9 protein-coding genes are annotated in these 16905 nt (G+C 45.0%); 1 reads left to right on the forward strand and 8 read right to left on the reverse strand.

Annotated elements, in window-relative coordinates:
• Positions 1-80 precede the first annotated feature (80 nt).
• The 7 genes from DW103_RS06230 to gltB all read right to left on the reverse strand — a co-directional run bounded on the left by DW103_RS06230 (position 81) and on the right by gltB (position 15187).
• A complete protein-coding gene (locus DW103_RS06230; RefSeq protein ID WP_233545625.1) occupies positions 81-797 on the reverse strand; it encodes a hypothetical protein in 717 nt (238 codons plus the stop codon).
• A 108-nt stretch (positions 798-905) separates the two neighbouring features.
• Positions 906-2135 carry an LL-diaminopimelate aminotransferase gene (locus tag DW103_RS06235; RefSeq protein ID WP_122274796.1) on the reverse strand — a complete coding sequence of 410 codons (1230 nt, stop codon included), beginning with the start codon at positions 2133-2135 and terminating at the stop codon, positions 906-908.
• 55 nt (positions 2136-2190) lie between these two features.
• Positions 2191-3027, reverse strand: coding sequence for a diaminopimelate epimerase (gene dapF, locus DW103_RS06240; RefSeq protein WP_122274812.1), 837 nt, complete (start codon positions 3025-3027; stop codon positions 2191-2193).
• Positions 3028-3408: 381 nt separating this feature from the next.
• On the reverse strand, positions 3409-6993 hold the full coding sequence (locus DW103_RS06245; protein WP_122274797.1) for a glycoside hydrolase family 2 TIM barrel-domain containing protein: 3585 nt from the start codon (positions 6991-6993) through the stop codon (positions 3409-3411).
• A 337-nt stretch (positions 6994-7330) separates the two neighbouring features.
• Positions 7331-8995 carry an asparagine synthase B gene (gene asnB / locus DW103_RS06250; protein WP_122274798.1) on the reverse strand — a complete coding sequence of 555 codons (1665 nt, stop codon included), beginning with the start codon at positions 8993-8995 and terminating at the stop codon, positions 7331-7333.
• A 132-nt stretch (positions 8996-9127) separates the two neighbouring features.
• Positions 9128-10552, reverse strand: coding sequence for a glutamate synthase subunit beta (locus DW103_RS06255; protein WP_122274799.1), 1425 nt, complete (start codon positions 10550-10552; stop codon positions 9128-9130).
• Positions 10553-10666: 114 nt separating this feature from the next.
• On the reverse strand, positions 10667-15187 hold the full coding sequence (gene gltB, locus DW103_RS06260; RefSeq protein WP_122274800.1) for a glutamate synthase large subunit: 4521 nt from the start codon (positions 15185-15187) through the stop codon (positions 10667-10669).
• 363 nt (positions 15188-15550) lie between these two features.
• Between gltB and DW103_RS06265 the strand changes: the two genes are divergently transcribed.
• Positions 15551-16258: a DUF169 domain-containing protein gene (locus DW103_RS06265; protein WP_122274801.1), complete on the forward strand. Its 708-nt coding sequence runs from the start codon at positions 15551-15553 to the stop codon at positions 16256-16258.
• Positions 16259-16568: 310 nt separating this feature from the next.
• Here the strand turns inward: DW103_RS06265 and DW103_RS06270 are convergent.
• The coding region (locus DW103_RS06270) for an IS1595 family transposase (RefSeq protein ID WP_122274802.1) at positions 16569-16905 on the reverse strand (337 nt) is incomplete at its 5' end.

Below are 16905 nucleotides of genomic sequence, written 5' to 3' on the forward strand. Positions count from 1 at the left end.
CTATACGTTCCTTTATCCTATTTTCTGATAACCTGTATTTTTGTTTCTTATAGCATTATAGCTCAGAGTCAGAGACTATATCATAAGCTAATGCCGAATACTAAAAATATATCATCATGCTCAGGAGCCGCAATCACTTGGGTAAATATCGGTAGCGAGAAAGAGTTTGTGATTTTAACCTCTTTACTGGCCTTTAGTGAAATGCTGTTCAGTCCGAAACCGTCGCTATACTGGCTTTTGAAGGGAGAGATACCGAAACTGGGTGTGAAATCGATACCCCAGACGTTGACAGTATAGGCAGCTTCGAAATACGAAGAGTAATACCGGTCGCCATCTTCCGGGTCCTTGTCGCCACCAGCGAACATTGTGCTCCAGGTCAGGCTCAAAGGAAATTTCTCACCAAAATTATATCCGATAGTCCCTTCAAAATAATGGTCTGTCTTGTAGCGTCCGTAACGGGCACCTTGACCGGACCACCAATAATCGGTAACTGCTATACTGAATCCTCCGATTCCGTATCCTAATGTGAGGTCGAATTCCTTTGCCTTATATTCATCCGAAGAACCGGAGAAATCCGATGAACCCCACGCTGTGAGAGATAACCCTGCATACGACATGCTCAGGCTGGGCTGTATGGCAGGTCCTGTTTGGTACATCCCTCTCCATACATAGCTGCTGACGAGGTCGGCAGCCGGCGCAATTTCAAACTTCTTTTCTTCCTGTGCAAAGGCAGAAAAAGACATAAGTAGAGCCGTAGCAGACAGAAATGCCTGCTTAAGAGTAATTGTTTTCATCATGTTTTTTCTGTTTGATAACCGTTAAACACTTTGCCTAATGCTTCCTTGCTATCAGGATAGGTAAGGGGGATATTTGCGCAGTATCCCTCCTTCGCATCGACAGTTAATTCAGAGTATCCACTTCTTCAGCCTGGCCATGGCTTCCAATGTGTCGTCTCTGTCTCCGAAAGCGGTGAGGCGGAGATAGCCCTCACCACTGGGCCCGAACCCCACACCGGGGGTCCCTACTATATAGACTTCATAAAGTAGCTTGTCAAAAAACTTCCAAGAGGAGAGGCCGTCTGGGGTCTTCAACCAGATGTAAGGGGCATTTTCGCCACCATACACTTTGAGGCCGCAACTCTGGAGGCTTTCTCTCATAATTTTGGCATTGGTCATATAATAATTAATTGTATCCTTTACCTGTGCTTTCCCTTCCGGACTATAGATAGCTTCTGCTCCCCGTTGGGTTATATAGCTTGTGCCGTTGAACTTTGTACTCTGGCGGCGATTCCACATCCGGTTCAGCGGAACCTGTTCGCCTGCCAAGGTGAAAGCATTCAATTCTTTCGGGACAACCGTATAACCGCAACGTACGCCTGTGAAACCGGCTGTTTTGGAAAAACTGCGGAATTCGATTGCCACCTTTTTCGCCCCTTTTATCTCATAGATGGAATGGGGTATATTCGGGTCCTGAATGTAGGCTTCGTAAGCCGAGTCGTACATAATCAGGCAATCATTGGCAAGCGCGTAATTTACCCATTTCTTTAATTCCTCTTTTGTAAGGGTTGTTCCGGTCGGGTTATTCGGATAACAGAGGTAAATAATATCTACACGGCGACCGGGTAAATCGGGTATGAAGTTGTTGGCTTCCGTACAAGGAATATAGACCACATCACTCCATTTACCGTCTTCCAGTATACCGGTTCGTCCACTCATCACGTTCGAGTCGATGTAAGCCGGGTAGACCGGGTCTGTTACTCCGATGCTGTTATCGTGACGAAGCAAATCGCCTATATTTCCGCAGTCGCTTTTAGCACCGTCGCTGACAAATACTTCACCGGGTTCGATAAAAATGCCACGGCTGGCGTAATCGTTCTTGATGATGGCGTCTATCAGAAAGGAATAGCCCTGTTCCGGTCCGTATCCATGAAAGGTTTCCTTGCTTGCCATTTCATCAACTGCTTTGTGCATGGCTTCGATAACGGCAGGGGCTAATGGTTGTGTTACATCACCGATACCCATGCGGATAATTTTCTCTTTCGGATGTGTAACCTTGAAACTGTTTACCTTTTTTGCGATGTCTGAGAAAAGGTAATTGTTTTGTAGTTTCAGAAAATGTTCGTTAATCAGTGCCATACTCTTTCAATTGTTTTATGTTGCCGGGACATGATTGTTTGTCCCTTGTTTGTGTTTATACTTCCAATTCCCCCTCGAATACCTTTACCGCTCCTCCGGTCATGTAGACCTTGCCGGAGCTTTCGTCCCACCGGATGGTCAGGGGACCGCCATCCATGACGACTTTTGTTGTTCGTTCTGTTTTTCCACATACCACACCGGCCACGGCTGTGGCGCATGCTCCCGTTCCGCAAGCTTGGGTTATGCCGGAACCCCGTTCCCAAACTCTCATCCGTATTTTATCAGGGCTTAATACCTGAACAAATTCAACGTTGGTTCGGTTCGGAAATAATGGGTGATATTCTATCTGGGGACCAACAACCGGTAAATTTATTTTGTTAATGTCTTCCACAAAGATGACAAAATGCGGATTACCCATTGAAACAATTGTACCTGTGTAGAAAACACCTCCGACTTCTATTTCGAGGGCAACTTCTCCGACAAACGGTTGGCCCATGTCGACTGTCACCTCAGTGACCTCTTCACGTGGACCGGAGGATAAGTTTCCTGTTACTTTAGTTGTCAGTTGTAATTCTTTGATACCGGATAGTGTCTCTAAAGTAATTGTTTTTTTATTAGTCAGTCCTTTATCATATACGTATTTACCGATACAACGGGATGCGTTGCCACACATCATAGCCTCAGAACCATCAGCATTGAAGATACGCATACTGAAATCGGCTATTTGGGAAGTCCCAATCAAAACTAATCCATCCGAACCAATTCCTGTGTGCGGAGCGCTCCACTTAATGGCTAGTTCTTCCGGGTTTTCAATCGGAAAAGCCATTGTGTTCACGTATATGTAGTCGTTTCCGGCTCCGTGCATCTTGGTGAATTTAATTAGTTCTGTCATTTTACTGTTGTTATCTTGTTTATTGTATCTTTTTGTTTTATTACACTGCAAATATAAATCATTTTGTTATATTGTATCAATAAATAATGTCTGAATGTCTATAAAATATGGGGTTTGTGATAATTTGCTCTAAATAGATATATGTAGGTTTTAATTTATAACTTAATACTAGTATTTTGAATTATATTGTAAGTTAGCGTATATGAAAAGTTGTAGAAATAGACCTGAAAAGAGAGAGTGTAGAAGTTACTTCTATTTACTTTATGTCTGTTTTGGACGAAAAAAAGACGCTAATATGTGCAAATAGATAGCTATTCGAGCATATTAGCGTCTTTTTGTTAGGTGATGCCGGTTTGGTTTCTCCGGCATTCCTGGATGTGATTATTTAATCGCTTCAATTCGGAAAGAATATCCGTAATCCTTGTTCTTTTCGATTTCGTAATGAGGACGTGGGCCTGGTCCGCAACTGGCATTACCCAGTCCACGCTGAATACAATCCAGACTCAAGATAACCTCGGCGCGACGAATATTATCCCGGTCATGTCCATAAGTAAGCCCCCATAATTCCGGATCGGTGAAATGAAGAGCACTGAAGTTCAGATGGTCTTTGGAGGTCAGTTTAATGCCTCGGTTTTCTTTGTCCGTCAGTGTCAGCCAACGTACATCGTCACGATTACCCATCGATTGGGCACGGTTATAAGATTCTTCCATTCCTGTTACCGTATTCTTATACAGACCTACATAAGCAGCATTTTTACGATCCCAATAGTTTTCAATCGGTCCGCGACCGTACCATTCTACTTGTTCCAACGTCGGGTTCAGTGCTATCTGTAAACCGAGGCGGGGTAGATTGAAGTCTGTACCTGTATGGAAAGAGCCATCTACATCTATTGTTCCGTTTGCGTAAATCGTGTAGGTGACATTATACGGTTGGACAATGGTTTTAGCTCCTTTGCCGATAAATGCCTGCATTCCGGTAGTGACGGTTACGGACTTTTTGTCGTCAGAGAGTTTCCAATTGAAAACCTGTTTCTTTATATCAGTTGGCAGATAATTCCGTTTGTCGTTGTCGATGGCACGGAACCAATTGAAGCTAAATCCTTCTTTATTATATATCATGTCTGTTCCGGCATAACGGAGTGAAATCATTTTTCCTGTCGTCGTATCGAAAGCGACATAGAAACCGGTAGAACGGAAACCTATCTGTTCATTTTCTTCTTCCACTTTCAATGTGTCGGAGAAGGCTACTTCAACGGGTGCGACTGCTACTTTATCTGTTAGGGCGAACTGTTCCGTAGCCACAGAATGCCCGGCGTCAGCCCATACACAATCTTTTTTCAGGCATGCGGATAGATTGAGGAAATACTCGCTGTTGGCATCCAAAGCTGTTTTATAAGGGATGGAAACTTCCGTATCCTTATTGGGTGCGACATCCGGTAAAGACACTGTACCGTTTTCTACCACCTTGCCGTCTTTCAATAACTGCCATTGCAAATCGAATTGATTTAGGTTGAGGAAGTCATAACGGTTTTGTAGTTTCACTTTACCTGTTTTCAGGTCACCCGGTTTAAATTTAATGTATTGATATACTTTCTTTACTTCAATTAATTTGGGAGTAATTTGACGGTCTGCGGTTACGATACCGTTGCTACAGAAATCAAAGTCGTTCGGTTTGTCGCCGAAACCTCCACCGAAATAATAACGGTTAGGTAATTCTCCGTATTTGTTGATACCCTGGTCTACCCAGTCCCATATACAACCTCCAATCATTCGTTTGGAATGGTTTTCAATGTAATCCCAATATTCATCCAGATTACCGATGGCATTTCCCATGGCATGCGCATATTCACAAAGGAAATAAGGTTTATCCGTATTTTCCTGGTCTTGTTGCTGCATGCTTTCGATAGATGGGTACATGCGGGAATCCATATCGGCTATCCGGTTTTTTCCTTCATAATGAATAGGACGTGAGTCAAGCTTGCGAGCTTCTTCGATGACAGTGTCGAAGTTTTTGCCGCCTCCGGATTCATTTCCCATTGACCAGAAAATAACGGAAGGGTGGTTTTTATCACGTTCAATCATACGAACCATACGGTCTACATAAGCCGGAATCCAACTTTCCTTATCACTGATGGACTGGTTGCCATGACATTCGATGTCCGCTTCATCCATCACATAGATGCCGTAATAATCGTGCAAAGCATACATTTTAGCATCGTTCGGATAGTGACTGGTACGAATTGTATTCAGATTATGACGTTTGAAGAGTAAAATATCTTCAATTATCGATTCAACCGGAACAGCTTTCCCATATTGAGGATGAATATCGTGACGGTTGGCACCTTTAAAGAATACCTGCTCATTGTTGATATAAACACGTTTGTTTTTGATTTCAATCTTACGGAATCCAAATTGGGAAGACATGGCCTCAAGCGTCTTTCCTGTTTTATCTTTCAGTTCTAAAATGGCTGTGTACAAATAAGGAGTTTCTGCCGACCATAGGTTTGGATTCTTTATTTCCACACTGGCCGTATTGACAGCTTCTTGCTTTTTACTGATGTTTTTCACCACATCGGAAATAAAACCGACTTGTTTGCCTTCCTGGTCCAGTAATGTGATGTCAACTACCGCTTCATCTACTGTTTTGTCATAGCTAGCGACATTGGTACGTACGTTGAAGGTCGCTTTACTGAAATCATCACCTTCAAAAGTGGAAGTGAGGTAATAATCGCGCAAGCGTAGTTTAGGAGTTGCGAACAAATAAACGTCGCGGTGGATACCGCTCAGGCGGAACATATCCTGATCTTCCAGATAGCTACCGTCGCTCCAGCGATACACCTCTACCGCCAATACGTTTTTGCCTGTTTTTACATACTTCGTAATATTAAATTCCGCATCATTGTTCGCTCCCTGGCTGTAACCCACTTTTTTCCCGTTTACCCAAAGATACATTGCGCTGTAAACGCCGTCGAAATGGATGAATATTTCATTTCCATTCCAGTCTTGCGGAATTTCAAAATCACGGCGGTACGAGCCTACCGGATTGGGTTCATCCATAATGGTATATCCTTTTTGTCCTTGAATGAAAGGCGGATTGTTTCGGTGTGGGTAAGTAATATTTGTATAGATAGGCGTTCCGTATCCGTACATTTCCCAACTGGATGGTACGGGTATTTCTTTCCAGCCGGATACATCGAAATTCGGTTTGTAGAATTTAACCGGACGTTCGGACGGTTGTTTCACCCAGTTGAATTTCCAGTTCCCGTTCAGCAATTGATAGCGGGGTGAATTGGGGTGTATCCATGCTTTACGATAGCTGGGTGAGTTTTTCAGACTTTCAACGGAAGGGTAGGGTACATAGGTTGTATGTCCCGGTTCTTTATTGATAGCAAAGATTGTCTCGTTTTCCCAATCTTCATCACTGGAGCCACGCAAAGCTTCGAAATCGATTTTGATATTCGACTCGCGTAATGTCCACCTTTGGTTGGGGCTGTCAGGGGCCGGAGGGAGCTGGTGCACAGCTTCACCCGGCAGTCCGGCATCCGGAAAACCGATGTTCAATCCGTTGGCGGCACTAGTGAATGTATATGTGTTTTCACCCACTTTCGTGATTTTCCATGCTTGATTGGGATTACTGGAACTATTATCCCATTGGATGATAGGACCCGGCTCTCTTGTGTTGTTATTGTCAATGCTTTTGTCGGCCACTGGGGTGTTGATTTGATAATACCCATCACCTAAATCTCTGAGTTGCCAGACTTGTGAGGCACGGTTTTTCACCCGGTTGTTGATGAAAATTTGCGTACTGTTATCTTCGCTTCCCTGATTGTCGAGTACCAAATTGTTGCTACTGACAATTTCATAGAAAGCATTCGGCTTGATTTGCTGGGAGTGTCCCAAGCTGGGGAATAATGCTATAAGCATGAATATGGCGAATAGCATCCCATTGGTCTTTCTTTTTTTCATGGATAAATAATTAATTATGTGGCAAAGGTAGAAAAAAACGATTATTTGTTATAATTAAAGATGGAAAAGGATGTATGCCTTGCCGGAAAAGCATATAATCTTTTTATATTTTCCTTCTTTGCAAATATACTTTCAATATATGTTGAAAGTAAAAAAGATAATTGTTCTTTTTGCTTTCAATAATTGTGTTTTTATTGTTCAACATTGTATATAGTAAATTTGCAAGTAAGGAATCCGGTAAAAGGTTACTATGGAACAGGGAAAAACTTACTTGTCTTTTCCAAAACGGAAAGGGGCTACCGGTGTCCGTTGATGCCGGCAGCCCCTTTGTTATTGATTAGTATGCCTTTTCATGCACCCCTTTTACCGCACGGCCGCTTGGGTCGTTCAAGTTTCTGAACGTACTGTCCCAAGCAAGTGCTTCCGCTGTGGAACATGCAACACTCGGTACACTCGGTACGCTTCGGGCGGCACTTTCGCTGGGGAAATGTTCTTCGAAAATAGAACGGTAATAGTATTCTTCTTTATTCTGAGGCGGATTGATGGGGAAGCGTTGGGCGGCATTTGCCATATCTGTATCGCTGACCGCTTCCGACGTTATCTTTTTCAATGTGTCAATCCAGTTGTAGCCGACACCGTCGGAGAATTGCTCTTTTTGACGCCAGGCTATTTCTTCGGGTAGCATGTCGGAAAAGGCTTCACGAAGGATTTTCTTCTCTATCACATTGCCAGGGCACATCTTGGCTTCTGGGTTGAGGCGCATGGCCACATCCAGAAATTCTTTGTCGAGGAAAGGAACACGTCCTTCCACTCCCCAGGCACACAGGCTCTTGTTGGCGCGAAGACAATCGTACATGCAAAGTTTACTTAGCTTGCGGACGGTTTCTTCATGGAACGTTTTCGCGTCGGGGGCTTTGTGGAAGTAAAGGTAACCTCCGAAAACCTCGTCGGCACCTTCGCCGCTCAATACCATTTTAATACCCATCGATTTGATAACGCGTCCCAGCAAATACATGGGGGTGGAAGCGCGAACGGTCGTCACATCATAAGTTTCGATGTTGTAGATTACGTCGTGGATGGCATCCAAGCCTTCCTCTATTGTATAGTTTATCTCGTGGTGGACAGTACCGATATAATCAGCCACCTTCTTGGCTGCCACCAAATCCGGCGCTCCTTTGAGACCGATAGCGAAGGAGTGCAATCTAGGCCACCACGCATCTGCTTTTCCTCCGGTCTCGATGCGTTTGGCTGCGTATTTTTTGGCTATGGCGGAGATGATGGACGAGTCCAGGCCACCGGAAAGAAGTACGCCGTAGGGCACATCGCTCATCAACTGGCGTTGTACGGCGGCTTCGAGGGCATCGTGTAGTTCTTGTACGCTGGCGGAATTGTTTTTGACGTTATCATAGTGTATCCAGTCGCGGACATACCAATGGGTAAAATCCCGGTCGCGGCTATAGAAGTAGTGTCCGGGAGGAAACTGGTCATAGGATGTGGCGAAGCCTTCCAGGCCTTTCAGCTCGGAAGAAACGAGAAGATGGCCTTCATCATCGTGGCCGATATATAGGGGAATCACTCCGATTGGGTCGCGAGCAATCAGATAAGAATCGTTTTCCTCGTCGTAGAGGGCAAAAGCAAAGATACCGCTAAGCTTTTCGACACAATCCACGCCATATTTACGATAGAGGGCGAGGATGACTTCACAGTCGCTTCCGGTTTGGAAGTCGTATTCACCTTTCAGCTGTTCGCGAATTTCGCGATGGTTGTATATTTCGCCGTTGACTGTCAGGATGAGTTTGCCGTCTTTACTTTTCAGCGGTTGGCCACCTGAGGCGGGGTCGACGATAGAAAGACGTTCGTGGGCAAGAATGGCGGTTTGTCCTTGGTAGATGCCGCTCCAATCCGGTCCGCGGTGACGGATACGTTTACTCATTTTCAAGGCTTGCTGTCTCAAGGATGCAGCATCGCCATGGATATTGAAAATTGCTGTTATGCCACACATAATGATATATTGTTTTAAATGTTAATACTTCTTTTTCCGGTTTGCCACCGGGGGGCTTTGCTTGACACTCTCCGGTTTTGGCCGGGGAGAGAGGTGCCGGCTTTTAAAAGTGAGTCGAAACCGATGGTTCGGTTAAACCGACAAATATTTGTCGATTCCTTTTGCCGCTTGACGGCCGGATGCCATTGCACGGACCACTAAACTGGCTCCGCTGACTGCATCGCCACATGCAAAGACATTCGTGTTGCCAACCCGGTTAGTCGCCGGATTGATTGCTATGTTTTTGCGCTCGTCTACAGCGAGGGAGAGTTCTTTGATTAGTCCTTCCTGTTCGGGATGGACGAATCCCATGGCGAGAAAGACAAGGTCTGCTTCAATCACTTCCTTATGACCGGTCTTACGCATTTCCGGACGGCCTCCGGCTTGGGCGGGTAGCCATTCCACTTCTTCCACTTCTACGCCTTTCAGGATATTTTTATCTCCGATGAAGCGGACGGATGCTAAATTCCAACGGCGGATGCAACCTTCTTCGTGGCTACTGCTGGTTTTGAGTACTTGCGGATACATCGGCCACGGCGTTGCGGGGTTGTGTCCTACCGGTGGTTGAGGCATGATTTCGATTTGCGTTATGCTGGCTGCTTTATGCCGGTTCGCTGTTCCGACACAGTCGCTACCGGTATCTCCGCCTCCGATGACAAGCACCTTTTTGCCTTTGCAGTTGATGATGTTTTTGGGCGGAATGTTGATGCCTTCGAGTATGCGGTTCTGTTGCGACAACAATTCGAGGGCAAAGTGCACTCCTTTCAGGTTGCGGCCTTCAATCGGCAGGTCGCGTGGTACTTCCGAGCCGATAGCCACGCAAACGGCATCGAATGTGGAAGCAATCTCTTTGGCGGAAACTTCGTTACCGACCATTGTGTTGACGCGGAATGTGACACCTTCCTGCTCCATCAACCGGATACGGCGGTCGATGATGTTTTTCCCAAGTTTAAAGTTCGGAATGCCAAAACGGAGCAGTCCCCCGGGTAATTCATATTTCTCAAAGACCGTTACATCATACCCTTTGCGGTTTAATTGATTGGCGGCTGTCAGTCCGGCAGGCCCGCTCCCGATGACGGCTACCCGTTTCCCTTTTCGGACCGGTTGTACAGGTTGAATGAAACCTTCCCGGAAAGCTACTTCGATGATGGCTACTTCGTTTTCACGAATGGTAACGGGTTCCTCGCAGCTCAGTTTCAGTACGCAGCTTTTTTCGCAGAGGGCGGGACAGACGCGGCCGGTAAATTCCGGAAAATCGCATGTCTGCTCCAATAAGCGATAAGCTTCACGCCATTTCCCTTTATATAGAAGGTCCTGCCACTCGGGTTGTTTGTTGCCTATCGGACATGCCCAATGGCAAAAAGGTATGCCGCAATCCATGCAGCGGGAGGCCTGTGTGCGGCGGTCGCTGCTGTTAAGCGTTTGTTCAACTTCGCTAAAGTCGTCTATCCGTTCTTCGATAGGCCGGTAACCGGCTTCTTGCCGGTGTATGGTGAGGAATGCTTTTGGATTTCCCATGATTCATGTATGGTTGAAAATGAATAATAAATGTTGAATAAATATAGGGCAAATTCCCGTGTCGTGCGGAAGCCTCCTTCCGTGTGATGCGGATGGAAGCCTCCATGCGGACTCTTAATAGTCTCTTTGCATTTCTTCGATTTTTTGTTGCAACTTCTTCATCTGTTCTTCTTGCAATACCTTTTTGTATTCGATGGGAACAACCTGGATGAATTCGTCCACATACTTTTCCCAGTTGTCCAGCATTTGACCGGCCAGATGGCTTCCTGTGAAATGATAATGCTTACGAACCAGCTCGTGCAACTCCTTGCGCGTGGTGCTGTCTTCAATCAGCGAAAGTTCTACCATTTCCATATTACAGTAGTAATCGAAATCGCCTTCGCGGTTCCATACGTATGCTACACCGCCACTCATACCTGCGGCAAAGTTGCGTCCTGTCTGTCCGAGTACAACTACGCGTCCTCCGGTCATGTACTCACAGCAATGGTCGCCTACTCCCTCTACTACGGCAATTGCACCGGAGTTGCGGACACAGAAACGTTCGCCCACGCATCCGTTGATATACACTTCACCGCTTGTAGCTCCATACATCAGGGTGTTGCCGGCAATCGTGTTGTTTTCGGCAATAAAGGTGGAACGAACCGGAGGCATCACGCTGATACGACCGCCGCTCAAGCCTTTGCCCAGGTAGTCGTTTGCTTCGCCTTCCAACCGGAAGTTGACGCCGTGTGCCAGAAAGGCGCCGAAACTCTGTCCGGCCGAACCTTTGAATTTGATATTGAGTGTATGTTCCGGTAATCCTGCGTTTCCATAACGTTTTGCTATTTCACCGGAAAGCATGGCACCTACTGAACGGTCGGTGTTGGCTATGGCATAATCCAAAGACACCTCCTGTTGGTATTCGATAGCGGGACGGGCATGGAGGATGATGTCGCGGTCCTTAACCTCTTTGATGAGGTGTATTTGTTCCGTTGTATGGCGGATTGCGTTCGTAGATGCCTGTTCCGGTACATATAATAATTTCGAGAAATCGAGCAAATCGTGCTTTGTTACCTTATCGGAAGGTTTGCGTTCAATCAAATCTGTCCGTCCGATAATATCATCCAGTTTCGTATATCCCATCTCGGCCAGATATTCGCGCACTTCTTCGGCCAGGAAGGTGAAGAAATTCACCAAGTATTCATGGCGTCCGTGGAAACGTTTGCGTAATTCCTCATCTTGGGTCGCAACCCCTACCGGGCAAGTGTTCATGTGGCATTTGCGCATCATGACACATCCCAGGACTATCAGGGCGGAGGTGGCGAATCCAAATTCTTCGGCTCCCAGCATGGCCATCAAAATGATGTCACGGCCGGTTTTCAATTGTCCGTCGGTCTGCAGGCGAACTTGTCCCCGGAGGTTATTCATTACCAAAGTCTGTTGTGTCTCGGACAATCCCAGTTCGGGAGGAAGTCCGGCATAGCGGATGGAACTCATCGGTGATGCACCGGTTCCGCCTTCTGCACCGGAAATTACGATACGGTCTGCTTTCGCTTTTGCCACACCGGCGGCAATTGTGCCGACACCGCTTTCCGACACTAGTTTCACACTTATTTCGGCATCAGGGTTGACATTTTTCAAGTCGAAGATTAGTTGTGCCAAGTCCTCGATTGAATAAATATCGTGATGGGGAGGAGGCGATATGAGGGAGATGCCCGGAATGGAGTGACGGGTTTTGGCAATCACGTCGTTTACCTTGAAGCCCGGCAATTGCCCGCCTTCACCCGGTTTTGCACCTTGGGCAACCTTGATTTGTATCTCATCGGCGTTTGTCAGGTATTCGGCTGTTACGCCAAAACGTCCTGAAGCCACCTGCTTGATAGCGGAGCGGAGAGAAAGACCGTCTTTGCGGGGAGTGAAACGGGCAGCATCTTCGCCACCTTCCCCGGTGTTGCTACGGCCATGTATCTTGTTCATCGCGATAGCCATCGTCTCGTGCGCTTCCTTGCTAATCGAACCGAAACTCATGGCTCCTGTTACGAAGCGTTTCATGATTTCGCCGGCCGGTTCCACTTGTTCGATAGGAATGGATTTCTTTTTCTTGAAGGTAAGAAAATCACGGAGGAAGATAGGGGTTTCTTTTTCGTCTACCAACCGTGTGTATTCCTTAAACTTTTTGTAGCTGCCTAAACGGGTTGCCAATTGCAACGTAGAGATGGTTTCCGGGTTCCAGGCGTGTTTTTCGCCGTCTTTGCGAAAACTGTAGATTCCCTTATGTTCCAGCAACTGATTGTCTACAGGATGTCCGAATGCTTCTTGATGCAAGGCGATGGCATCGTTTGCAATCTCCTGCAAACGAATACCTCCTATGCCGCTGGTTGTTTCTCCGAAATAGGCATTAACCAGTTCACTGGAGAGGCCGATTGCTTCGAATAGCTTAGCTCCGCGGTAACTGCGTATAGTGCTGATACCCATTTTGCTTATAACCTTGAACAATCCTTTGCAAAGAGCTTTGATGTAATTTTTGCGCGCCATCTCGTAGTTGAGCTGGATTTCTTTTTTATCCACCATCTCTTGTAGGATGGCAAACGACATATATGGGTTGATGGCGCTTGCTCCGTAACCTAATAATAGGGCGGCGTGCATGACTTCGCGCATTTCACCGGTTTCCACAATCAACGCTGTCTGTACCCGTTTTTGTACCGAAATCAGGTGGTGATGGACGGCACTGACGGCAAGAAGCGAAGGAATAGGCGCATATGCTTCATTTACATTTTTATCACTCAAGATGATGTAGTTGACACCATCGCTCACGGATTGTTCAGCCTGCTTGCAAAGCTGGTCGATAGCTTCTTTTAGCCCTTTACTGCCACGCGAAACTTCGAAAAGCATCGGGAGTTTTACTGATTTGAATCCTTTATAGCGGATGTTACAGAGGATATCCAGTTGTGTGTTGGTCAGTATCGGGTGGTTAAGGCACACCATCTTACAATGTGCTTCGTTAGGAGTCAGGATATTGTTCCCTACAGCACCGATATATTCGGTGAGGCTCATTACAAGTTCTTCACGAAGTGGGTCGATAGGCGGATTTGTTACCTGCGCGAACTGTTGTCGGAAATAGTTGAACAATATCTGTGGGCGGTCGGAAAGGACTGCCAACGGGGTATCGTTACCCATCGAACCGACAGGTTCTGCGCTGCCGGTACACATCGGGGTGATGATACGTTCGATGTCTTCGCGGCTATAACCGAAAGTTCGTAACATTTTGTCATATCCGGCTATAGTGTGGGGGACACGGCGGCCGGATTTCAGTTCATCCAGTTCCACTCGATTGTTGGCCAGCCAAGTGCGGTAAGGTTGGGCGTCGGCAAGTTGCTTTTTGAGTTCGCCGTCGTAGTATATTCTACCTTCTTCCGTATCGACTAATAATATTTTTCCCGGTTGCAGGCGGCCCTTTTCCTGTATTTCTCCCGGTTCGAAGTCCATAACTCCCACTTCGGAGGCTACGACCATCATACCATTTTTGGTAATCAGATAACGTGCCGGACGCAAACCGTTACGGTCGAGCATACCACCGGCATACCGTCCGTCGCTGAAAAGCAAGGCGGCAGGGCCATCCCACGGTTCCATCAAAATAGAATGATATTCATAGAACGCTTTCAGGTCTTCGGATATCGGATTTTTTTCGTTGAAGCTTTCCGGAACCAACATAGCCATTGCATGTGGTAAACTCATCCCGGAAGCAACAAAAAATTCCAGTACATTATCCAGAGAGGCACTGTCGCTCATACCCGGTTGGATAATCGGGCGTATCTCGTCGATATTCGGAATACAGGGAGAGGAGAGAACACTTTCTCTGGCTTCCATCCAACCCCGGTTGCCACGTATCGTATTAATTTCCCCGTTGTGCGCTAACAAGCGGAATGGTTGTGCCAAGCTCCATGTCGGAAAGGTGTTTGTACTGAAACGAGAGTGCACCATTGCCAGTCCGCTTGTCAGATAATTGTTCGTTAAATCCGGAAAATAATGGCGAAGCTGCATCGATTCCAGCATACCTTTATATATGATGCTTTTTGTGGAGAGTGATACGACATAAAAATCTTTCTTGTCGGATATATCGGATGATGCCACCCGTTTTTCAATCCGTTTGCGGATGATGTAAAGTTTCAATTCCAACGCTTGCTGGTCCTCGCATCCGGTGATGAATACTTGTTTTATATTCGGTTCCGTATCCTGCGCATCTTTTCCCAGAATATCCGTATTAACGGGAACTTTCCGGAGATGCATCAGAGTTAACCCCTCCTTCTCGATTTCTTCAATCATAATACTCAGGATAGCGGAGCGTTGTGTCTCATCTTTCGGAAAGAATACTAATCCGGTCCCGTATTTCCCCTTTTCGGGTACGGGAATACCTTGTAATAAAATGAATTCGTGAGGAATTTGCAGTAAAATACCTGCACCGTCACCTGTCTTATTATCTGCGCCTTCTGCACCGCGGTGTCGCATGTTTTCCAATACCTTAAGGGCAGACTCTACAATGTCGTGCGATTTACCACCGTGGATATTCACTACTAGCCCTACACCGCATGCGTCGTGTTCATAGGCGGGTGAGTACAATCCTTGCTTGTTGCTCAAATGGTTCCCTTCTTTCTTCATTTGTTGACCTTATGTTTGTGTAATACTTGTTTTAACTATCAAAATGTTTTGCAAATATACTATATATCTTTCAAAATGTAATAGAGTAAAACGTGAATGGAATGTTTAAATTTCCTTTTTAGAGATGGTTTCTTTTCATTTAGAAGTATATTTCGGTATAATATGATAATTTGTAATCATATTTGATGGTTATATTTGAAAATGAAAGAATGTCTATTTTGTTTTAAGAATAATCAAAATGATAATTATAATTGACCAAGTCTGTCTTTTTGTTAAGGAATAAATTCTTTCGGTATCTCCCCGGCTTTTGGGTTGTTTGTTTTATTTTCGTATATTTGACGTAACAATAAATCAATCTGTATCATGGATATAAATGTATTTCTTACTAACTATCGTGAAGCATTCGGGGATAAAGTTGATTTACCCATTGCATTTTGGTTTTCAGAACAACCGGTAAATCTGATAGACAAAATCGGCGGATGTTTTTTTAAGTGCATGAAGGATGTCAGAGTCGGACAAATTGTTAGTCTTGGTGTTGATACTATCGGTTGTGGTGGTGGAAAGTTTTATACAGGTTTTACGGAGATGCCGGACCGGATACCGGGCTTTGTATCGTTGAAGGAAAAATATAAACAGACGCCGGAGCAGGTTTCTGAGTTTATAGACGAATTGCAAGTTCCCAAAGCAAAGATGGCGTTCCTGAATTTTGCTCGGATGGACAAAGTTGATGGTTTTGACAATTTGGAAGGTATTTTGTTTTTAACAACGCCTGATGTACTATCGGGTTTGGTAAGCTGGGCTTTCTTTGATAATAATGCACCGGATGCTGTGGCTTCTTTGTTTGGGTCCGGTTGTTGTTCCGTAGTCACGCAGGCTGTTATTGAAAATACCAAGAAGGGAAAGCGTACTTTTATCGGATTTTTCGATCCATCCGTGCGTCCTCATTTTGAACCGGATATTTTAAGTTTTATGATACCGATGTCACGGTTTAAGGAAATGTATGACACTATGAGAAGTTGTTGTTTGTTTGATACGCATGCCTGGAAGAAGGTGAAGGATAGGATAATATAATATAATTAAATTTGGTAATTATATACTACTTTACACCAATCTCACTAAACAACAAACAGATACACATTGATATATCCGTTTGTTGTTTAGTTATTTTTACTGTCTGATTTATTCGCGTCCTTTCTCTTTTTGAGAGTTTTTACCAAAAAGAGGATCTCTGGGGTCTGTTTTTGGGTTGTAACCAAAAATGCCTTTCGCTATTTTTCTCATGTCTCCCTTAAAAACACGAGATGGACTAATATTTTTATCCGTTTTTATTTCTATGTATTTTTTTTCATACTATAATTTCTTTTAACTGTGAATATTTTAATTAGTGTCCGATATTCTGCAAAAATACATCTAATCTGTCGGATTCAGAAAGATGCTTCGTGTTATATCTGAAAGATTCACAATCCACATATCTTTGAAGATGTTTTCTTGATACCCAGAAATGGGTTCCAGAAATCATTCTTTTCAAATGACTCCAATATCCTTCGATTGTGTTTGTTGATCTTCTGCCTATTACATACGCGCCTTTTTTATGATATACTTTTTGATGATCAAATTTTTCCTTGTCGATTCCGTTGTATGCATACCATTCATCAGAATATATGATAGAGTTCGGATAATCACCTTGATACCCTCGGAGAACGTAACTCCTATTCCAA

This window comes from Parabacteroides sp. AM08-6 (assembly GCF_003473295.1).
In the GTDB taxonomy this organism is placed as follows: domain Bacteria; phylum Bacteroidota; class Bacteroidia; order Bacteroidales; family Tannerellaceae; genus Parabacteroides.